Origin of the sequence: Variovorax ginsengisoli, from assembly GCF_030486595.1 — a bacterium.
Classification (GTDB): Bacteria; Pseudomonadota; Gammaproteobacteria; order Burkholderiales; family Burkholderiaceae_C; genus Variovorax; species Variovorax ginsengisoli_B.
Map to the genome: position 1 here is coordinate 59400 of NZ_JAUJZH010000013.1, position 19395 is coordinate 78794.

Annotated in this window: 16 protein-coding genes; 11 read left to right on the forward strand and 5 right to left on the reverse strand. The window is 71.1% G+C overall.

The window, feature by feature from the left end:
- Positions 1–16: 16 nt before the first annotated feature.
- The 4 genes from QZH52_RS18505 to QZH52_RS18520 all read left to right on the forward strand — a co-directional run bounded on the left by QZH52_RS18505 (position 17) and on the right by QZH52_RS18520 (position 5173).
- Positions 17–2995, forward strand: coding sequence for a DUF6519 domain-containing protein (locus QZH52_RS18505; RefSeq protein WP_301811781.1), 2979 nt, complete (start codon positions 17–19; stop codon positions 2993–2995).
- Positions 2988–3692 (forward strand): hypothetical protein, encoded by a 705-nt coding sequence (locus QZH52_RS18510; protein ID WP_301811783.1) that lies wholly within the window; start codon positions 2988–2990, stop codon positions 3690–3692. Before QZH52_RS18505 ends, QZH52_RS18510 begins: the two co-directional genes overlap by 8 nt.
- Positions 3689–4603: an MvdC/MvdD family ATP grasp protein gene (locus tag QZH52_RS18515; protein WP_301811784.1), complete on the forward strand. Its 915-nt coding sequence runs from the start codon at positions 3689–3691 to the stop codon at positions 4601–4603. Before QZH52_RS18510 ends, QZH52_RS18515 begins: the two co-directional genes overlap by 4 nt.
- Before the next feature lie 105 nt (positions 4604–4708).
- Positions 4709–5173 (forward strand): hypothetical protein, encoded by a 465-nt coding sequence (locus QZH52_RS18520; protein ID WP_301811786.1) that lies wholly within the window; start codon positions 4709–4711, stop codon positions 5171–5173.
- Positions 5174–5234: 61 nt separating this feature from the next.
- Here the strand turns inward: QZH52_RS18520 and QZH52_RS18525 are convergent, their stop codons facing one another.
- From QZH52_RS18525 to QZH52_RS18535, 3 genes are all read right to left on the reverse strand, one after another.
- On the reverse strand, positions 5235–6470 hold the full coding sequence (locus tag QZH52_RS18525; protein WP_301811787.1) for an NAD(P)/FAD-dependent oxidoreductase: 1236 nt from the start codon (positions 6468–6470) through the stop codon (positions 5235–5237).
- A 14-nt stretch (positions 6471–6484) separates the two neighbouring features.
- Complete coding sequence (locus QZH52_RS18530) at positions 6485–6835, reverse strand: RidA family protein (RefSeq protein ID WP_301811789.1); 351 nt, start codon at positions 6833–6835, stop codon at positions 6485–6487.
- Positions 6836–6938: 103 nt separating this feature from the next.
- Complete coding sequence (locus tag QZH52_RS18535) at positions 6939–7850, reverse strand: LysR family transcriptional regulator (RefSeq protein ID WP_301812053.1); 912 nt, start codon at positions 7848–7850, stop codon at positions 6939–6941.
- A gap of 139 nt (positions 7851–7989) precedes the next feature.
- Between QZH52_RS18535 and QZH52_RS18540 the strand changes: the two genes are divergently transcribed.
- From QZH52_RS18540 to QZH52_RS18550, 3 genes are read left to right on the forward strand one after another with little or no spacing between them, the layout of a single operon-like run.
- A complete protein-coding gene (locus QZH52_RS18540) occupies positions 7990–8973 on the forward strand; it encodes a Bug family tripartite tricarboxylate transporter substrate binding protein (RefSeq protein ID WP_436411602.1) in 984 nt (327 codons plus the stop codon).
- 4 nt (positions 8974–8977) lie between these two features.
- Positions 8978–10522 carry an amidase gene (locus QZH52_RS18545; protein ID WP_286538060.1) on the forward strand — a complete coding sequence of 515 codons (1545 nt, stop codon included), beginning with the start codon at positions 8978–8980 and terminating at the stop codon, positions 10520–10522.
- Between the two features lie 29 nt (positions 10523–10551).
- Positions 10552–11877, forward strand: a complete 1326-nt coding sequence (locus QZH52_RS18550) for an aspartate aminotransferase family protein (protein ID WP_301811794.1) — start codon at positions 10552–10554, stop codon at positions 11875–11877.
- Between the two features lie 5 nt (positions 11878–11882).
- Here the strand turns inward: QZH52_RS18550 and QZH52_RS18555 are convergent, their stop codons facing one another.
- Positions 11883–13079 (reverse strand): lipocalin-like domain-containing protein, encoded by a 1197-nt coding sequence (locus QZH52_RS18555; RefSeq protein WP_301811796.1) that lies wholly within the window; start codon positions 13077–13079, stop codon positions 11883–11885.
- Positions 13080–13219: 140 nt separating this feature from the next.
- Here QZH52_RS18555 and QZH52_RS18560 point away from each other — a divergent pair, with 140 nt between their 5' ends.
- The gene (locus QZH52_RS18560) at positions 13220–15355 is read left to right on the forward strand and encodes a putative bifunctional diguanylate cyclase/phosphodiesterase (protein WP_301811799.1); all 2136 of its coding nucleotides are present in this window, start codon (positions 13220–13222) and stop codon (positions 15353–15355) included.
- 19 nt (positions 15356–15374) lie between these two features.
- Here QZH52_RS18560 and QZH52_RS18565 read toward each other — a convergent pair whose 3' ends face one another.
- Positions 15375–16307 carry a LysR family transcriptional regulator gene (locus QZH52_RS18565; RefSeq protein ID WP_301811801.1) on the reverse strand — a complete coding sequence of 311 codons (933 nt, stop codon included), beginning with the start codon at positions 16305–16307 and terminating at the stop codon, positions 15375–15377.
- 110 nt (positions 16308–16417) lie between these two features.
- On the opposite strand from QZH52_RS18565, the gene QZH52_RS18570 reads away from it, so the two are divergent.
- Genes QZH52_RS18570 through QZH52_RS18580 form a run of 3 tightly spaced genes read left to right on the forward strand, consistent with a single transcriptional unit; the run spans position 16418 to position 19394 of the window.
- Complete coding sequence (locus QZH52_RS18570; protein ID WP_301811803.1) at positions 16418–17404, forward strand: tripartite tricarboxylate transporter substrate binding protein; 987 nt, start codon at positions 16418–16420, stop codon at positions 17402–17404.
- Complete coding sequence (locus QZH52_RS18575; RefSeq protein WP_301811807.1) at positions 17401–18489, forward strand: maleylacetate reductase; 1089 nt, start codon at positions 17401–17403, stop codon at positions 18487–18489. Before QZH52_RS18570 ends, QZH52_RS18575 begins: the two co-directional genes overlap by 4 nt.
- A complete protein-coding gene (locus QZH52_RS18580) occupies positions 18489–19394 on the forward strand; it encodes an AraC family transcriptional regulator (protein WP_301811810.1) in 906 nt (301 codons plus the stop codon). Before QZH52_RS18575 ends, QZH52_RS18580 begins: the two co-directional genes overlap by 1 nt.
- The last annotated feature ends 1 nt before the right edge of the window (position 19395 follow it).

A 19395-nucleotide genomic window follows, 5' to 3' on the forward strand; every position in this document is an offset into this window, starting at 1 on the left:
CCGAGGGAGAAACGACATGACAGCCGACTTCAGCCGAAACACCTTCGATCCGCGCAAGCACTACAGCGACGTGCTGCTTCAGCAGGGACGGGTGCAACTCGATGCCGACTGGAACGAGCAGCAGTCGATCAACGCCCATCGGCGCGAGCGCCTCGGCATCGATGTCGTCGGCCCGAGCGGCGCGCCGCAGGACGACCCGGGCTTCGGCCTGGCCCTCACCGCCGACGGCAGCGACCTGACGATCACCTCGGGCCGCTACTACGTCGACGGGATCGCCTGCGATGCCGAGCCGGGCCAGCGCCTGGCCTTCAGCAGCAGCGGCGACAACAAGGCGCTGGTGGCCCTGCCGCGCGCCGATCTGGCCGACTTCCGCGCCGGCCAGTGGGTGCTGCTGAACGTCACGGCGGACGCGTCGCAGATGCTGCGCATCACCGCCGTGGCGGCCGCGGACGGCGGCTTCACGCTGACCCTGGCGGGGGCCGTCACCCGGCCGCCGACGCCGACCAGCGGCAGCTTCAACGGCGTGCTGCGCCGGATCACGACCTACCTGACGCAGCCCGATTTTCCGAATCCGGACTTCGCCAGCGCCGCGGCCGGCGCCAATCCGGCCACCCTGGCGCTGCCCAAAGGCCTGTACGTGGCCTACCTCGACGTCTGGCAGCGCCTGGTCACTGCGCTCGACGATCCGGACATCCGCGAGAGCGCGCTCGGCGGCCCCGACACGGCCGTGCGCACCAGGACCATCCGCCAGCTGAAGCTGCTCGCGGTCACGCCGCCCGCCACCGATGCGCCGGCCTGCGGCACGGCCTTCCCCGAATGGGATGCGCTGACCGGCGGCACCAGCGGCGCGCTGTCCGCCCGCGCGGCACCGTCGCTCGGTCAGAGCGGACCTTGCCTGATCCCGCCCGGCGGGGGCTACCGCGGACTCGACAACCAGCTCTACCGGGTCGAGATCCACGACGCCGGCATCGACGGCAGCGCGACCTTCAAATGGTCGCGTGACAACGGCAGCGTGGTCACGCGCATCCGGGGCTTCAACGGCAGCACGCTGACGGTCGACAGCACCGGACCCGACGACGCGCTGGGACTGGCGAACGGCCAGTGGGTCGAGATCATCGGCGCCGCCGACGAACTGCACGGCCGGCCCGGGCAGCTGATCCAGATCGCCACCGTGCAGCCGGCCACCTCGACCGTGAGCTTCGCCGCGTCGCCGACGCCGATCGATGCGTCGCTGAATCCGAAGATGCGCCGCTGGGACGGCGCCGCGACCGTGGTGCCGGCGGGCGGCGGCGGCTGGCTGGACCTGGAGCTCGGCGTGCAGGTGCAGTTCACGGCCGGCCAGTACGCGACCGGCGACCACTGGCTCATTCCCGCCCGCTCGGGCGCCACGGCCAGCGTCGAATGGCACCATGCGGCCCCCCAGCCGCCGGCCGGCATCGTGCACCACTTTTCCCGCATCGGGCTGCTGCGCTGGGCCGGCGCCCCGGCCGGCAGCCTGCTCACGGACTGCCGGCGGACCTTTGCGCCGCTGACCGACATCCCGCCGGCGCTCCACGTCACCGGCATCAGTTGGCAGAACGACGACGTGCTGCAGCTGTCGCAGTTCGTCGCCGGGCTGTCGATCTCGATGGACGGGGCGCCGATCGGGCAATACACGGTCAACCTCGACCCGGGCACGGGCACGCCGGTGCCGACGAACGTGGCGCTGATGACGGTTTCCGACAATTCGATGGTCGTCAGTGTCGAAATTCCGACACCGGTGCCGAACCAGCCCGCCAACGCCCAGCCAGCGTTGACCATGCCCGTGCCGGTGGTGCTGCCCGGCAACCCGATCAGCTGGCAGGCGAAATCGAACACGCTGCTGTGGGTGCCCAGCCCGGCGGCCCAGAGCGTGGTCAATGCACTGAGCGGCGGGCAGGCGCGCGTGCGCGTGCGGATGAAGGGCAATTTCATCTGGGGCGACCTCGGGCAGGAGCGGCTCTATCTCGACGGCGAGGTCCGCGGCCAGCCCGGGCTGAGCGCATCGCGCACCAACAGCCTGCGCACCGACCTGGCCTTTCCCTCGGGCTGCGGGCGCCGCTACAGCGACTTCGAGAGCTGGTTCACCCTCCAACTCGCCGCCACGCCGGTCTCGCTGCGCAGCTTCGGCCTGAACGCGGCGGTGCTGCTCGGCGACGGCGCGCTGACCGGCCAGGTGGTGCTCGCGAGCGTCGCGCAGTCGGCGGTCACGGTGACGCTGTCGGCCAGCAGCGCGCCGGCGATCCCGGTCGTGCTGAACGGCGGCAACCCGCTCACGATCCCGGCCGGGCAGACCAGCGCGAGCTTCCCGATCACGGTCTCGGCGCCGCCATCGAGCAGCGTGGTCAACGTGACGGCCAGCGTGCCCGCAATTCCCAATTCGCAGCTGACGACCACGCTCACCACCAACTTCACCGTGGTGGTCCTGGCGGTCGGCGTGTCGCCGCCGACGGCGCTGCTGCTCGCCGGCACCTCGCAGCAGTTCACGGCCAGCGTCGGCAGCAGCGGGGTCGCGATCCCTGGGGGTGTCGACACCGGCGTGAGCTGGAGCTGCAGCGGCGGCTCCGTCAGCGCCTCGGGCAACTACGTCGCACCGGGCGCGGCCGGCGTGTTCGCCGTGGTCGCGACCAGCGTCGCCGACCCGCGGCGCAGCGCCCAGGCCACGGTGACCGTGCGCGTCAAGGGCAAGGACAAGGACAAGGACAAGGAGGCCGCCGCCGACAAGACCGTGCGCCTCGACAAGGCGGTGCTGGCCGAGAAGGTCAGCGACGTGGTGGTGCGCCCGGCGGTGGTCAGCCCGGTCATCGCCAGCCCGGCGGTGATCTCGTCGCCGGTGATCCTGCAGCGCTCCTTCATCGCACCCGCACAGCGGCCGGAGGTCGGGCCGCCGCCGCCGGCCGCGCCCGAACCGCCCGCACCCCCTGCGCCGCCCAAGGCACCCGGCAAGACCAAGGGCAAGAGCAAAAAAGGTGGCTGATCGGCCGCTGCTCGTGCTCGCCGACGAACGGGATGTCGCGGCGCAGGCGTTCGTCGCCCGCCATCGCGCGGAGGGCGCGCGGCTCTTGTTACCTTCGGACCTCTCGCGCCCCGGCTGGCGCCTTCGCGTCGGCGATCCGGGCGCCTCCGTCGCCGTGGCGGAAGATGGTGCCATCCCCGCATCGGCGCTGCGCGGCGTGATCACGCGGCTCGCCGCCATCGCACCCGCGCAGCTGCCGCACGTGGCCGATGCCGATCGCGACTACGTGGCGAGCGAGATGAGCGCCTTTCTCGGGGCCTGGCTGTCGGCGCTGGCCTGCCCGGTGATGAACCGCCCTTTCGTTCCCTCGCTTTCGGGGCCGGTGTGGCGCCGGGAACAGTGGGCCCGGCTGGCGCTCGACCTCGACATTCCCGTCGCGCCGGTCCGGCTCACGCTGCGGCCCGGCTCGCCGATGCCGGCGCCACCGCCTCCGGGCGCGGCCCGCGTTCGCCTCGACGTCATCGGCCGGGCGGTCATCGGCCACGGGCATCCGCGGCTGCGCGAGCATGCCCGGCGGCTGGCCGATGGCGCCGGCATGGCGCTGCTCGGCGTGTTCTTCGATGCGGACGACGGCCAGGCACGCTTCGTCGGCGCCGACCGCTGGCCCGACCTGTCCGACCGGTCGATCGGCGATGCCGTGATGGAGAGCCTGTCATGAGCCTCCGCCCGTCCGGGCCGGTGCTGCTGTGGGGCTCGCCGCTGGACCTGCCCATCGCCGCCGTCTGCACCGCGCTGAGCCGTCTCGGGACGCCGATGTTCCTGGTCGACCAGACGCGCGCCGGCGAGACTTCCATCGACATCGAGATCGATGGCGTCCTCGGCGGCTGGATCCAGGTCGGCGACCAGCGCTGCGCGTTGGACCGCATCCGTTCGGCCTACGCGCGGCCGCAGGACGCGGTTCGCGCCGACGACACGGCCCCCGCCAGGCTCCACGCCGTCGCGGTCGACGAGGCGCTGGCCTGCTGGCTCGAACTGACGCCGGCGCTGGTCGTCAATCGGCTGTCCGCGATGGGATCGAACGGCTCCAAGCCCTACCAGGGAGCATTGATCGCGAAGGCCGGCTTCGCGGTGCCCGACACGCTCGTGACCAACGACCCCGATGCCCTGCGCGGGTTCTGGCGGCGCCACGGCAGCATCGTCTACAAGTCCTGCAGCGGCGTTCGCAGCATCGTCTCGCGCCTGGCGGCGGACGATGCCGACCGGCTGGCCCGGCTCGCCACCTGCCCGACCCAGTTCCAGGAGTATGTGCCGGGCACCGACTACCGCGTGCATGTGATCGGCGACCAGATCCACGGCCACGCGATCGACTCGGAAGCCGACGACTACCGCTATGCGGGATCGGCCGGCGTTCGACTGCAGCCCTGGCGGGTGCCCGACGAACTCCGGCCCCGGGTGCGCAACCTGGCGGCATCGCTGGGGCTGGTCATGGCCGGGATCGATCTGCGTCGCAGCGCACAAGGCGAGTGGATCTGCTTCGAGGTCAATCCCTCGCCCGGATTCACCTTCTACGACGCCGAGGACGACGAGCCGATCGCGCGCGCGGTCGCGCGGCTGCTGACGGGGGGCTGACCCGCCACACCCGGTTGCGCAAAGTCATCGCGGCTTTACGGTTCCTTCATCAAATTGCCGCATCGCCGCGCCAATATGCTGGATGCAGAGAAAGGAAGCAGACACATGGCAAACCTCGCATCGTGGCCTGACGACCCCACACCCGAATCCCCCGAAGCCACCGCCGAGACGGCGATCCCTGCGCTGGTGGCGCAGGTCTACGAGTCGGCGCCCGCGGAAGAGCGTTGCCGCCTGGTCGAGACGCTGCTGCGCCCCTTGGGCGTGCTGTCGCTGGTAGCCATCGCCAATGGCATCTTCGCCAAGATCCGGTTCCGCAACGCGGGCCAGGATCCGGGCGTGCGCATCGACGATCTTCAGAACGTCGGCACCGCCGACATGGTGGCGCTGGCCCACCACGCGCAGCAGGTCAGCGTCGAGACCGTCGACGGCCTGGTGCAGCAGCTCACCACCTCGGGCGCACTGGCGGGTTCAGCGGCCGCGGCCCTGCTGATCGGGCTGCTGGTGCAGCGCGCACGGTCCCGGCGCGGTGCGCAGGCCCGCGCCGACGACGGGTCCCTGGACCCTTCCTGAGCGAGCCGCCGGACGCTGTCACCAGGTGCCCGGCGGCAGCACGCTCGCTGCAAGCAGCCGGTCAGAACCGCGCCGCCGAATAGGGCGCGGGGTCGACCACCGGCGGGCTGCCCTCGATCATCTCGGCCAGCAGCCGGCCGCTCACCGGCCCCAGCGTGAAGCCCTGGTGCGCATGGCCGAAGTTGAACCACAGGCCCGGATGCTGCGGCGCCGGCCCGATCACCGGCTTCATGTCGACCGTGCAGGGCCGATTGCCCATCCAGGGCTCGGGCTCGACCGGCTGCGGCAGATCGAGCAGCTCGCGGGCCGCGGCTTCCGCCTTGTCGAGCTGCACCGGCGTGGCCGGCGCGCCGATGCGCGCGAACTCGGCGCCGGTGGTGATCCGCATGCCCTGCGCCATCGGCGCCAGCACCAGGCCGCGCTCCGCATCCAGCAGCGGCAGCCGCAGCCCGGGGCCGCCGCGGTAGTGGCGGTGATAGCCGCGCTTGACGAACAGCGGAAGCCGGTAGCCGAGCGGCGCGATGAGCGGGTCGGCCCAGGGCCCGAGCGCCACCACCGCGTGGCGCGCGGCCAGCGGCCCGGCCGCCGTCTGCACCTGCCAGCCGCCGCCCACCGGGCGCAAGCCGCTGGCGTCGGCCTCGACCACCTGCCCGCCGAGTTCGGCGAAGCGCCGGGCGTAGCGCGCCACCAGCGCGCCCGGATCGTTGACCGACCATGGATCCAGCCAATGCAGCGCACCCGCCATGGGCCGGCGCAAGCCCGGCTCGGCGCGCGCCAGCGCGTCGCTGTCGAGCAGCGCATGCCGCACGCCGTAGCGCCGCGCCAGATCGGCGGCGCGCGCCACGGCCTGCTCCATCGCCGCCGGTGTGCGAAAAGCGAAGTGGTAGCCCTCCTTGCGCACCAGATCGCCGGCGCCGGATTCGTCCATCAGGGCCTGGTGCTCCGTCAGGCAGTGCTCGATCAGCCGGCTGTACGCCTGGGCGATCGGTGCGTAGCGCGCCGGGGCCGAGGCGTGCCAGTAGCGGGCCAGGCGCGGCAGCACCGCGGGCAGCGCGCTGAAGTGGTAGTTGACGTCGATGCCGCGCTTGAACGCGACATCGAACACACTCGCCCACTCGCGGGGAAAAGCATAGGGCTCCACCGCCTCGCGCTGGATGATCCCGGCATTGCCGTAGGAGGTCTCGCGGCCGGGCGGGCGCCGATCGACCAGGGCCACCGAGTGCCCGCGCCGCGCGAGCTGCAGCGCCGTGCAGGTGCCGACCATGCCGGCACCCAGGACCAGGACATCGCACGCCATCTGCGCCTCGCCTTTTAGTCGGGCTGGGCCGCGGTGACCGTGACTTCGAGCCGCGCGCCGGGCGCCAGCAGGCTCGCGACCACCGTCGTGCGCACCGGCAGCGGGTCGCGGAAGTGCTGGCGGTACTCGGCGTTGAAGGCGGCGAAGTCGGCGCCGTCGACCAAGTGCACGGCGACCTGCACCACGTCGTCCAGCCCCAGGCCCACCGTGGCGAGCGTGGCGCCGATGCGCCGCAGCACCAGCGCGGTCTGCGCCGCGATGCCCTCCGGGATGCCGCCGTCGTCGGCAAAGGGCATCTCGCCCGACAGGAAGACCAGGCCCCTGGCCTGGCGAAGCTTGGAGAACGGAAGTGCGGGTGCTGTCATGTCGCTGCTTTTGAAATGCGATCGATTATGGGTGGCCGAGCACATTACAGAGGTGCCAATCTGTCGAACGATGTGTTGCGCAAATCACAATGCGTCCGGCGCTTCATCCCTCCCGGCGCAGCACCTCTCTAAGGTGATCGAGAAAGGCCCGGCATGATCCGGACAAGGTCCGCCCGGCCATGGTCTGGACCTCGAAATGGCGCTCGTTCATCTCGCGGTCGCGCAGCGGGACGCCGACCACCAGGCCGGCCTTCAGCCGGGTGCGCAGCGCCGCTTCGCCGCTGAGCGCGATGCCGCCGCCGGCGGCGGCGAAGGCGATCATGGCGTCGAGCCGGTTGCTCAGGAAGACCGGCTCGCACTGCAGGCCCTGCCGGCTGCAGCTGATGTCGAACAGCTGGCGCAAGGTGGAATACGGGCCGGGCAGCGCCATCGGGTAGCCGACCAGCTGCGACAGCGCCAGCTGGCGCCGCGACGCGAGCGGGTGGTCCTTCGCCATGATCGCCAGGATCGGCGAGGGGTGGCGCAGCTCGACGTTGATGTGGCGCTCGGAACTGGTGCTGAGCGTGACCCCGATGTCGACATCGCCGTCGCGCACCAGCTGCGGGATCTCGGCTTGCATGCGGACATCGAGCGCGAAGCGGATGCCGGCGTAGTCGCGCTGGAAATCGGCGATCAGGTTCGGCAGGAACTCGGACGCGAAGCCCTCGGTGCTGGCCACCCGCACCTGCCCCGTCTGCAGCCCGCGCAGCGCCAGGATGTCGTCGGTGACGCGCTCGATGTCCTGCCAGGCGCGCTTGGCGTGCGCGGCCAGCAGTTCGCCTGCGGCATTGGGGACCATGCCGCGCGCCCGGCGTTCGAACAGCAGCGTGTCGAGTTCGCTCTCCAGCCGCGCGATGTGCCGGCTGACCGCCGACGGCGCCACGTTCAGCCGCTCGGCGGCCGCCGTGACCGAGCCGGTGCGCACCACCTCGAGGAAATGGCGCAAGGAGCTTTCCTGCAACACGCGCTGACTGATGTTCCTGGACACGGGATGACCCTGATGAAGATTGCCATTATCGCAATGAAAGGTTTCTAACATTGATATTGCTGGAGGGCATTCGCCTTTCTACGATGAGGCTTCGCTGCCCCTCCCGCCCCATCGCCCCCACCCAGCCATGCACCTCCAACACCTGCGCGCCCTCGGCATCGCCGCCCTTTGCACACTCTGTCTGCACGCCCCCCACGCGATGGCGCAGGACGCCTGGCCGTCGCGGCCGATCACGATGGTGGTGCCGTTCCCGCCGGGTGGCGGCGGCGACGCCCAGGGCCGCCTGCTGGCCCTGAAGCTGGCCGAAAAGCTGGGCCAGAACGTGATCGTCGACAACCGCCCCGGGGCCGGCACCGCCATCGGCGCCGCCTACGTCGCCAACGCCAAGGCCGACGGCTACACGCTGCTGATGAGCTCGGCCTCCACCTTCACGCTGAACCCGGCGATCCGCAAGACGCTGCCCTACGACCCGGTCAAGAGCTTCGAGCCGATCGGCATCGTGAGCCGGGTCGGGCTCGTGATGCTGGCCAACCCGAACGTGCCCGTGAACAACCTGAAGGAGCTGGTGGCGGCCGCCAAGGCCGCCCCCGACAAGTACGCCTATGCCTCCTTCGGTGCCGGCACCAGCTCGCACTTCGCGGCCGAGATGGCGCTGCAGGCGATGGGCATCCGCCTGGTCCACGTGCCCTACAAGGGCAGCGGCCCGGCCATGACCGACCTGATCGGCGGGCAGGTGCCCTTCTCCTTCGACACCGTGACCGCCGCGCTGCCGCAGATCAAGGCCGGCAAGGTCAAGGCGATCGCGGTCACGACGGCCAGGCGTTCGGCGCTGATGCCGGGCGTGCCGACCTTTGCCGAGTCGGGCTTCCCATCGGCCGTGCTCGACAGCTGGGGCATGGTGGTCGCGCCGCGCGGACTGCCGCCGGCGGTGCATGCCCGGCTCGAGAAGGCGCTGGCCGAGACGGTGGCCGATCCGGCGGTGCGCAAGGGCTTCGCCGAGCAGGGTGTCGAGCCCGGCTTCATCGGCTCGGCCCAGGCCGCCGCCCAGCTCGAGGCCGAGCTGCCGCTGATGCGTGCCGTCGCCGTGCGCGCCAACATCCAGCCGGAGTGATCCGATGAGCGAAGGAACCCGTCCCGTCGCGCTGGTCGAGCACTCGGCCGTCGCCCTGCGGCAGATGATCGCCACCCGGGAGATCTCGCCGGTCGAGCTGCTGGCGGCCTGCATCGAACGCATCGAAACCGTCAACCCCTTCGTCAACGCCGTCACCGCGACCTGCTTCGAGCGCGCCCGCGACGAGGCCCGCGCCGCCGAGCGGGCGGTGCTGAGAGGCGAGCCTCTCGGCCTGCTGCACGGACTGCCGCTCGGCGTCAAGGACCTGGAGCCCACGGCCGGCCTGCTGACCACCTTCGGCTCGCCGGCCTTTCGCGGCCACGTGCCGACCCAGGACATCGAACTGGTGGCCCGCCTGCGCCGCGCCGGTGCCATCGTCGCCGGCAAGACCAACGTGCCCGAGATGGGCGCCGGCGCCAATTCGCGCAACCCCGTGTGGGGCGCCACCGGCAACCCCTTCGACCCCCGCCTCAATGCCGGGGGCTCCTCGGGCGGTTCGGCCGCCGCGCTGGCCTGCGACATGCTGCCCGTGTGCACCGGCTCAGACACCGGCGGCTCGCTGCGGATCCCGGCATCGAAGTGCGGCGTGGTGGGCTTCCGCCCCTCGCCCGGTGTGGTGCCGAGCGTGCGCAAGCTGCTGGGCTGGACGCCGATCTCGGTCGTCGGCCCCATGGGGCGCAGCGTCGGGGATGCCTGCCTGCAGCTGGCCGCGACGGCCGGCATGCATGCCGGCGATCCGCTCAGCTATCCGCTCGACCCGCTCGCGTTCCTGCAGCCGCGGGCCGCCGAGCTGGGCCGCCTGCGGGTCGCCTGGACCACCGACTTCGGCAGCTGCGACGTCGACCCGGAGATCCGTGCCACCTTCGCCAGCCGGATCGCGGCGATGCGGCACCTGTTCGCCCGCTGCGACGAGGTGCGCTTCGAGCTCGGCGACGTCCACCGCTGCTTCGACGTGCTGCGCGCCGAAGCCTTCGTCGCCGGCATGCGCGAGGCCTACGAGAAGGACCCTGCGAGCCTGGGCGAGAACCCGCGCGCCAACTACGAGATGGGCGCCGGCATGAGCCTGCTCGACAGCGCCTGGGCGCAGGCCGAGCAGACCCGCATCCTGCAGCGCTTCCAGGCCACCTTCGCCGACTACGATCTGGTGCTGGCGCCGACCACGCCGGTCTCGCCCTTCCCATGGACGCAATCCCACGCCCAGGTGATCGACGGCAAGGCGCAGTCCAACTACTACCGGTGGCTGGCCCTCACCTACGTCACCACGCTGACCACCCACCCCGCGCTGACGCTGCCCTGCGGCACCGATGCCAGGGGCATGCCCTTCGGGCTGCAGGTGGTCGGGCCGTTCCGCGGCGACCTGCAGGTGCTCTCGGCCGCGCTGGCGCTGGAGCAGGCCTTCGCCGCCGACCCGGTGCTGCGCCGACCGCGCCCGGACCTCACCGCGCTGCGGATGACGGAGCCGGCGCTGGACTCGATCGTCACCGCGCCGCCGCCGGCGAACTGGCGCGAGCCCGGCTTTGCCGGCGGCGGTGCCACGTCGGTGGTCTAGGATAAACAACGGAGACACAAGAAAGAGCCATGACGACTTCCTCGCCCACCTCCCAGGCGCTCGACCAGGCGCTGGCGAACTTGCTGGACGCGTTCGCCGCGTCCAACCCCGCCAGCCGCGAGTGCTTCGACATCCATGCGCGCTACCTGCCCGGCGCCAACAGCCGCTCGGTGCTGTTCTACGCGCCCTTCCCCCTGACGATGGCGCGCGGCGAAGGCGCCGTGCTGTGGGACCTGGACGGCCACCGCTACGACGACTTCATCGCCGAGTACACGGCCGGTGTCTACGGCCACTCGGCCCCGGAGATCCGCGCGGCCGTGATCGAGGCCATGGAAGGCGGCATCAGCCTCACCGGCCACAACCTGCGCGAAGGCCGGCTCGCGCAGCTGATCTGCGAGCGCTTTGCGCAGATCGAACGGGTGCGCTTCACGAACTCCGGCACCGAGGCCAACCTGATGGCCATCACCGCAGCGCTGCATTTCACCGGGCGGCGGCGGATCGTGGTCTTCTCGGGCGGCTACCACGGCGGCGTGCTGGGCTTCGGTGCGCAGCCGGCGCCGACCACCGTGCCCTTCGACTTCCTGGTGCTGCCCTACAACGACGAAGCGGCCGCGCGCGCCGCCTTCGCGCGCGAGGGGCCGGACATCGCCGCGGTGCTGGTCGAGCCCATGCTCGGCGCCAGCGGCTGCATCCCGGGGCGGCCCGCCTTCCTGCAAGCCTTGCGAACGCTGGCCACCGACGCCGGCGCCCTGCTGATCGTCGACGAGGTGATGACCTCGCGCCTGGCGCCGCACGGGCTGGCGGCTCAGCACGGCATCCGCCCGGACCTGACCACGCTGGGCAAGTACATCGGCGGCGGAATGCCCTTCGGCGCCTTTGGCGGGCGCGCCGACATCATGGCGCTGTTCGATCCGCGCAGCGGGCCGCTCGCCCACTCGGGCACCTTCAACAACAACGTGGTGACCATGGCCGCGGGCCACGCAGGCCTGACCCGGCTCTTTCCGCCCGAAGCCGCCGCGGCCCTGGCGGCGCGCGGCGCGGCGCTGCGCGATCGGCTCAATGCCCGCTGCGCAGCAGCCGGCGTGGCGCTCCAGTTCACCGGCATCGGTTCGGTGATGAACGCCCACTTCGCGGCGGGCGAGGTCCGGCGGCCGGAAGACCTGGCAGCGGTCGACGCGCGCCTGCGTCAGCTGTTCTTCTTCCACCTGCTCGCGCAAGGCATCTATGCCTCGCCACGCGGCTTCATCGTGCTGTCGCTACCCCTCGACGACGACGCGATCGCGCGCCTGGAGCAGGCCGTGGGGGACTTCCTGGCGCGTTTCGCAGCGCTGCTGCCGCCGCGCACGATGCCTTGAGGCCTTCATTTGCGCGCCAGTTTGGCCGGGTCGACACGGTCATAGCCGCTCAGCTCCATGAAGCCCTCGCCGCCCGCGCCACTGGTGACCTTGACCGGACCTTCCCAGTAGACATTGGCGGTGGTCTGGGCGGCATCGAACTCCGCGTCGGCGAAGTACGGTTTGAGGTGGAAGACCCCCGAAGGCAGCTTCAGGTCCCATTCGACGACATAGCTGATCCGGGTCCGCGGACTGGTCCAGGTGCCGGCGGGCGTCAACACGGTCTCGCCGGCCTTCAGTGGCACCGCCGCCCCTTTGCCATCCGAGACCGTGCCGGCGGTCAGGACGTTTCGGCCTTCCATGTCGAACAGTGCATAGAGCATCACGTCCGAGCCGTCGGCCAGGTGGAGGGCGAACCAGTTCCAGCCCAGGGTCAGGACATCGAAGTCGCCCCACTGGTGATCGAACCAGATCTCGCCGCGCACCGGCACCTGCTTGCCGCCGATCGAGACCTCGCCCTGCGCCTCCATGCGCGGGCGCGAATAGTAGTAGCTGATGCCGCTCTGGCCGAAATCGAGCAGGCCCGGCGTGCGGGAATCGGCGGCGCGGTGGGCGACCACCGGGTGGCTGTCCTTGAGGTCGAGCGTGAACCACGCCCCGTCGAGCGCCGCGCGCACCACGTGGGCCGGACCCGAGCCGGAAACCTGCCAGCCCTCCGGCCTGAAATCGAAGCCCTTCTCGACTGCGTTCGAGGGCATGCCGCCGGTGCGGCTCTGGCTGGTGAAGCGCCGGCCGGATTGAAGATCGGTCAGCGCGGCATGCAAGACCGTGTGCTTGATCAGCCCGTTGGCCACGAAGACGGCGACGTGGAACGCATAGCGCTCCCCCGACGTGGCGTTGAGGATGCCGCTGTAGTACCACCACTCCATGCCCGAGCCGTGCGCCCGGTCGTCGGCCGGCAGGTTCAGGGGGGCCAGGGCGGCGGTGCGTTCGACCGGCTGTCCGGGCCCGGCGGCGGCGGCCGCGGCCGCGCCCGATGCGGCCAGCGGCGCCGGCTCGAAGGCCAGGAGATGGTACAGGCCGGCGCCGACCACCGCGGCCACCACCACCAGGGTGGCGAAGAAGATCAACAGGCCCTTCCTGCGCGCCCGTCGCGAACGGCGGCTGCGCCAGCGGCCCGAACCGGAGCGTCGGGAACTTCTGGAGAGATCGTCGGCGTTCATGGCGGGGTATCCTGGGTCGTGAAGTCAGGTGGTGAGCAAGCGTATCAGTTGCATCTGTCGCCAACCGACAAAATTGCCGCGCGCCCTCAACTTTTGCCGCGAAGCGCCGATAGACCGGGATTCATCTCCGGCGCGCCTCCATGAACGATCTCAGCTTCCTTGCCGCGGATCACGATCCGTGGGTCGTCCTCGCTTCGGTGGCGGTGGCGATCCTGGCGTCCTACGTGACGCTCGACCTGTCGCTGAAGGTCCGCACCCCCGAGGGCGGCGTCAACCGAATGTGGTGGATCGCCGGTGCGCTGGTCATGGGCACTGGTGTCTGGTCGATGCATTTCGTCGGCATGCTGGCCCTCATGCTGCCGATGGACATCGGCTTCACCTCCCTGTTGACCTTCATCTCCTGGCTCGCCGCGGTCGGCGCCTCGGTGATCGCGCTGGGCGTGGCGAGCCACGGCAGGTACAGCCGCCGCTCGATCGCGCTGGCGTCGCTCGCGATGGGCGCCGGCATCTGCGCCATGCACTACATCGGCATGGCGGCCCTGGACTTGCAGCCCGGCATCGTCTGGGACTGGCGCCTGGTCGCGGCCTCGGCGGCGATCGCCGTGGCCGCCTCGGCCGCGGCCCTGCTGATCTTCCGGCTGCTGCAGCGCGTGCACGCGCGGCGGCGCTTCGCGATGCAACTGCTGTCCGCCACCCTGATGGGTGCCGCGATCTGCGGCATGCACTACACCGCCATGGCCGCGGCCGGCTTTCCGGCCGATTCGGTCTGCCTCAGTGCCGACGCGCTGGGCGGGCGCAGCCTGGGCGCCGCAGTCGCCATCGCGACCCTGGTGCTGCTGCTGGGCACGCTGCTGGCGTCCATGCTCGAGGCCCGGCTGCAGCGGGTCGCGCGCCTGCTGTCGCAGTCGCTCCAGGAGTCGAACGCGCGGCTGCAGACCGCCAATGACGAACTGCTCCAGCGCGCCTTGTCCGACCCGCTCACGGGACTGCCGAACCGCAAGCTGTTCGAAGACCGGCTGCGCCAGGCCGTGCACCGCTTCGAACGCGTCAACCAGAAGACGGTGGTCGAACAGCTGGCCGTGATGTTCGTCGACCTCGACGGCTTCAAGCCGGTCAACGACACCTTCGGCCACGGCGCCGGCGACCAGATCCTGATCGCCACCGCGCAGCGGCTGATCACCGAGGCCCGCGCGGGCGACACGGTGGCCCGGGTCGGCGGCGACGAGTTCCTGCTGCTGCTCGAAGGGCTGGACGCCATCGAGGACTGCGTCCAGGTGGCCAACCGGATCCTGCGCGCCTTCGGCCAACCCTTCGAGCTGGCCGACCGGCAGCTGCGCATCTCGTGCTCGATCGGGATCGCGACGCACTCCCTTCGGGGCGACCCCGAGAAGCTGGTCGCCCACGCCGACGCCGCGATGTACGCGGCCAAGCGCACGGGCGGCTCCAGCCTGGCCTTCTTCGAGCCGCACATGGCCATCGACACGGCCGACCACCTGCAGCTGCAGAGCGACCTGCGCCAGGCGCTGGAAGACAACCAGTTCGAGCTCTACTACCAGCCGAAGATCCACGGCCGGCGCCATCGCATGAGCGGGCTCGAGGCCCTGGTGCGATGGAACCACCCGCGGCTGGGCATCGTCGGCCCCGACACCTTCATTCCGCTGGCCGAGCGCTTCGGCCTGATCGTGCGGCTCGGCCACTGGGTCATCAACGAGGCCTGCCGGCAGGTCGCGGCCTGGAGCGCCGAGGGCCGCCACATGCGCGTGGCGGTGAACCTGTCGGTGCACCAGTTGCGCGAAACCTCGCTGGTCGATTCGGTCGAGGAAGCGCTCAGGCGCTACGGCCTGCTCGGGTCGCAGCTGATTTGCGAGATCACCGAGTCGGTCGCGATCCAGGAGCGCGAAGTCACGACCCGGACCTTCGAAGGCCTGGCGCGCATCGGCGTCCACCTGTCGATCGACGATTTCGGCACCGGCTACTCGAGCCTCAGCCAGCTGCGCGACCTGCCGGCCCGGCAGCTCAAGATCGACCGCAGCTTCGTCAAGGACATCGAGTCCAAGGAGGATGCGCGCGCCGTGGTCGAGGCGGTCATCAAGCTGGCGCACGCGCTGCGCCTCACGGTGGTGGCGGAAGGCGTCGAGACCCAGGGGCAGCGCGACGTGCTGCTGCGGCTGGGCTGCGACGAGCTCCAGGGCTTCTTCTACGCGCGGCCGATGCGGGCCAATGCGGTGCTGGGGTGGTCGCTGGACGAGTCGGCCGGCCTGGCGCCGGCATCGTAGCCACCGCCGGCGCGCACCCTCACTTCCCCGCCGTCGCCGCGTCGCTGACCCAGCTGGCCGAGCGGCCGATGCTCTCGAGCAGGTGCTCGGTGAAGGCCCGGACCTTGACACTGGCACGCGGCGCGGCCCGCACCAGGAAGATGCCGCTCGGCTCCTGCCGCGGCGTGCCTTCGAGGTCGAGCTCGACGATGCGGCCCGCGGCCAGGTCCTCGCCGATGGCCCAGTTCGGCATCAGCGCGATGCCCAGCCCCTGGGCGGCGCACATGCGGCGGGCGTCGCAGTCGTTGCTCTCCAGCGCGAACTGTGGCGGGCGACGCCAGTCAAAGCCGTCGAGTTCGCGCCAGCCGCGCGCACTGGTGCTGTGCTGGCGGTCGATCAGCCGGTGCCCCGACAGGTCTTCGAAGGTCCGCGGGCGGCCGTGGCGCTGCAAATAGGCGGGCGAGGCGCCCATGACGTAGCGCTGGCTGCCGATGCGCTGGCAGATCAGGCTGCTGTCGGGCTGGTCGCCGATGCGGATCACGATGTCGAAGCGCTCCAGCACCGGATCGACCACCCGCTCGGTGAGTTCCAGCTCGACGTTGAGCGCCGGATGCCTCTCGAACAGCGAGCCCAGGTGCGGCGCCACGTGGCGGCGGCCGAAGGCCGGCACGCAGCTCACCCGCAGCAGCCCCTGCACGCTGCCGTCGAGCGAGACGACCTCGCTGCGCGCATCGGTCATGTCGTGCAGAATCTTCACCGCCCGCTCGAACAGCAGCGAACCGGCCTCGGTCAGCACCAGGGCCCGGGTCGAGCGCGTGAACAGCGGCACGTTCAGGTCCTGCTCGAGGGCGTCGATCTGGCGCGCCACCGACGATGCGACCAGGCCCTTGCGCCGGGCCACGGCCGAGAAGCTCTTCGCCTGCGCCACGTCGACGAACATGGAGAGGCTTTCGGCAAAGCGGATGGATTCCATTGGTGCGATTTGTGCGACTGGCGCAAAGGCATTTGGCCCTCATGCCGGATTCCCATGACGAAGCGCAAAGAATAGCATCGGTGGGCGCCACCATCAAAAGGACCCGCCGCATGACCCGACCAGAGACGACGCCCCGCCGCTCCCTCATTCCCGCCACCCTGCTGCTCGGCCTGGCGCTGGCCCTGGCCGGCCCGGCACGGGCGGAGACTTTTCCCTCCCGGCTGGTCACGGTGATAGTGCCTTTCGCGGCCGGCGGCACGGTCGACAAGGTGGCGCGGCAGGTCCAGGAGCCGTTGCGGGCCCGGCTCGGCCAGCAGGTGCTGATCGACAACCGGGGCGGTGCCGGCGGCACCATCGGCATGGCGGCGCTGGCCAAGAGCGCGCCCGACGGCTACACGGTCGCACTGGTGTTCGACTCCTACGCGACCGAACAGCACATCTACCCGAAGCTGCCCTACGCGACCTTGCGCGACTTCAGCGGCGTCAGCTACGTGGCCCGCTCGCCGATGGTGCTGGTGGTGCCGGCCGCCTCGCCCTACAAGACGCTCCAGGACTACGTGGCGGCAGCCAAGGCGAAGGGCGCGGTGTCGTACGCCTCGGTCGGCGCCGGCAGCTCGAACCACCTGGCGGCCGAGCTCTTCCACGAAACCGCGGGCAGCCAGGGGCTGCACGTGCCCTTCAAGGGCGGCGGCCCGGCGCTGACCGACCTCATGGGCGGCCATGTCGATTCGATGATCGCCAGCCTGCCGCTGGTGCTGCAGCAGGTGCAGAGCGGCAAGCTGCGAGCGCTCGCCGTGACCTCGCCGAAGCGCAACCCGGCGCTGCCCGAGGTGCCGGCGGTGGCCGAGACCTACAAGGGCTTCGAGGTCTATTCCTGGGTCGGGATGGTGGCCCCCTCCAAGACGCCGCCACCGGTGCTCGACAAGCTGTCCGCCGACATGACCGCCACCCTGCGCGAGCCGGAGGTCGCGAAGCGGCTCGCGGACGGCGGCTTCGAGGTGGTGGCCGGGGGCCGCGACGCGATGAACCAGCTGATCAAGAGCGAAAGCGAACGCTGGGGCCGTCTGATCCAGGCTCGTAAGATAGTCGCCGAATGACCACCGATGCGGGTGCTGGCCGTCTCCAGTCCTTCAGCTTCGAAAGCCGCGCACAGCGCGTCCTGTTCGGCCATGGCTGCCTGGCCAAGGTCGCCGACGAACTCGCCAGGATGGGCGCCAGCAAGGCGCTGGTGCTGTGCACGCCGCCCCAGCGCGCCCAGGCCGAGCGGGTGGCCGACCTGCTCGGCGCCAGCGCGGCGGGCATCTTCGACGGTGCCGTCATGCACGTGCCGATCGAAAGCGCACGCGCCGCGCGCGAGGCGGCCGCGCGTCTCGGCGCCGACGCCGCGGTGGCGATCGGCGGCGGCTCCACCGTCGGACTGGGCAAGGCCATCGCGCTTGAGTCGGGGCTGCCGATCCTGGCCATCCCGACCACCTACGCGGGCTCCGAGATGACCCCGATCTACGGCCTCACCGAGAACGGGCTCAAGCGCACCGGCAAGGATCCGCGCGTGCTGCCGCGTACCGTCATCTACGACCCGGCCCTGACCCTGGGCCTGCCGGTCGGCCTGTCGGTGGTCAGCGGCATCAACGCCATCGCGCACGCGGCCGAAGGGCTCTACGCGGTGGACGGCAACCCGGTCTGCGACCTGATGGCGGTCGAGGGCATCGCCGCGCTCGGCCGCGCCCTGCCCGGCATCCATGCCAATCCGGCCGACACCCAGGCCCGCCGCGACGCGCTGTACGGCGCCTGGCTGTGCGGCACCGTGCTGGGCAGTGTCGGCATGGCGCTGCACCACAAGCTCTGCCATACGCTGGGCGGCAGCTTCAACCTGCCGCATGCCGAAACCCACACCATCGTGCTGCCGCACGTGCTGGCCTACAACGCCGCGGCCGCGGCCGGCGCGATGCAGCGCATCGCCGCGGCGCTGAACGCCGCCAGCGCGCCCCAGGCGGTCCATGCGCTGGCGCTGGCCAATGGCGCACCGGTCGGGCTGAAGCAGATCGGCATGCGCGAGCAGGACCTCGACCGCGCCTGCGGGCTGGCGCTGCAGAACGCCTACGCCAACCCGCGCCCGGTCGAGGCGCAGGCCCTGCGGCAACTGCTGCAGGATGCCTTCGACGGCGTGGCGCCGAGGATCTGATGGCCTCTCTCGGCGCTGCCGCCACCCCGTTCGCGCGCCAGCTCGCGCACCAGTACGGACTCGACGACGTGCCGGCCTCGCGCTCGCCCGGCCTGTCGCTCGACATGGCCAGCATGCACCACGCGCAGCCGCACCTGTTCGTGCTGGACCCGCTGCCGGCCGAGGACGCCTTCGTCGTCAGCGTGGAACTGGCACGGGCCGGCAGCCGGCGCTTCTTCCAGGGCAATGCCCAGACCTATCTCGGCCTGCTGGAGCCCGGTGCGGTCCATATCTCCGACCTCGCCGAGCGGCCGTCGGCCTACGTGTGCAGCCCTTTCCATTCGGTGCTGTTCCGCCTGCCGCGCGCCACCATGGACGACTTCGCGCGCGAAAGCGGCGGCCTCGCGATCGCCTCGCTGGACTGCACGCCGGGGGTGACCGACCCGGTGCTGGCCGGCATCGCGGCGGCGCTGCTTCCGGCGCTGGAGCGGCCGGCCGAGGCCTGCAGGCTGTTCCTCGACCACATCGCGCTGGCGCTGTGCGCGCACCTCGCCAGCACCTACGGCGGCGCCCGCAGGCGGCCCGCGACCGTGGCCGGCCTGGCGCCTTGGCAGGAGCGGCGCGCCAAGGAACTGCTGTCCGGAAACCTCGCGCGCCAAGTCTCGCTGGCGGAAGTGGCGGCAGAGTGCGCGCTGTCGCGCGGCCACTTCAGCAAGGCCTTCAAGGCGACCACCGGGCACTCGCCGCATGCCTGGCTGATCGAGCGCCGGATCGAGGCGGCGCGGCAGATGCTGCAGGCGTCGACCGCCTCGCTGTCGGAGATCGCGATCGCCTGCGGCTTCGCCGACCAGAGCCACCTGACGCGCGTCTTCGGCGCCCGCGTGGGCAGTTCGCCCGCGCAATGGCGGCGGATGCGCCGCCACTGAC

Coding starts and splice junctions, on each gene's coding strand:
- QZH52_RS18505 (WP_301811781.1), top strand. CDS start 17: ATGACAGCCGACTTCAGCCGAAACACCTTCGATCCGCGCAAGCACTAC.
- QZH52_RS18520 (WP_301811786.1), top strand. CDS start 4,709: ATGGCAAACCTCGCATCGTGGCCTGACGACCCCACACCCGAATCCCCC.
- QZH52_RS18555 (WP_301811796.1), bottom strand. CDS start 13,079: ATGAACGCCGACGATCTCTCCAGAAGTTCCCGACGCTCCGGTTCGGGC.
- QZH52_RS18550 (WP_301811794.1), top strand. CDS start 10,552: ATGACGACTTCCTCGCCCACCTCCCAGGCGCTCGACCAGGCGCTGGCG.
- QZH52_RS18565 (WP_301811801.1), bottom strand. CDS start 16,307: ATGGAATCCATCCGCTTTGCCGAAAGCCTCTCCATGTTCGTCGACGTG.
- QZH52_RS18560 (WP_301811799.1), top strand. CDS start 13,220: ATGAACGATCTCAGCTTCCTTGCCGCGGATCACGATCCGTGGGTCGTC.
- QZH52_RS18570 (WP_301811803.1), top strand. CDS start 16,418: ATGACCCGACCAGAGACGACGCCCCGCCGCTCCCTCATTCCCGCCACC.
- QZH52_RS18530 (WP_301811789.1), bottom strand. CDS start 6,835: ATGACAGCACCCGCACTTCCGTTCTCCAAGCTTCGCCAGGCCAGGGGC.
- QZH52_RS18575 (WP_301811807.1), top strand. CDS start 17,401: ATGACCACCGATGCGGGTGCTGGCCGTCTCCAGTCCTTCAGCTTCGAA.
- QZH52_RS18515 (WP_301811784.1), top strand. CDS start 3,689: ATGAGCCTCCGCCCGTCCGGGCCGGTGCTGCTGTGGGGCTCGCCGCTG.
- QZH52_RS18525 (WP_301811787.1), bottom strand. CDS start 6,470: ATGGCGTGCGATGTCCTGGTCCTGGGTGCCGGCATGGTCGGCACCTGC.
- QZH52_RS18580 (WP_301811810.1), top strand. CDS start 18,489: ATGGCCTCTCTCGGCGCTGCCGCCACCCCGTTCGCGCGCCAGCTCGCG.
- QZH52_RS18545 (WP_286538060.1), top strand. CDS start 8,978: ATGAGCGAAGGAACCCGTCCCGTCGCGCTGGTCGAGCACTCGGCCGTC.
- QZH52_RS18540 (WP_436411602.1), top strand. CDS start 7,990: ATGCACCTCCAACACCTGCGCGCCCTCGGCATCGCCGCCCTTTGCACA.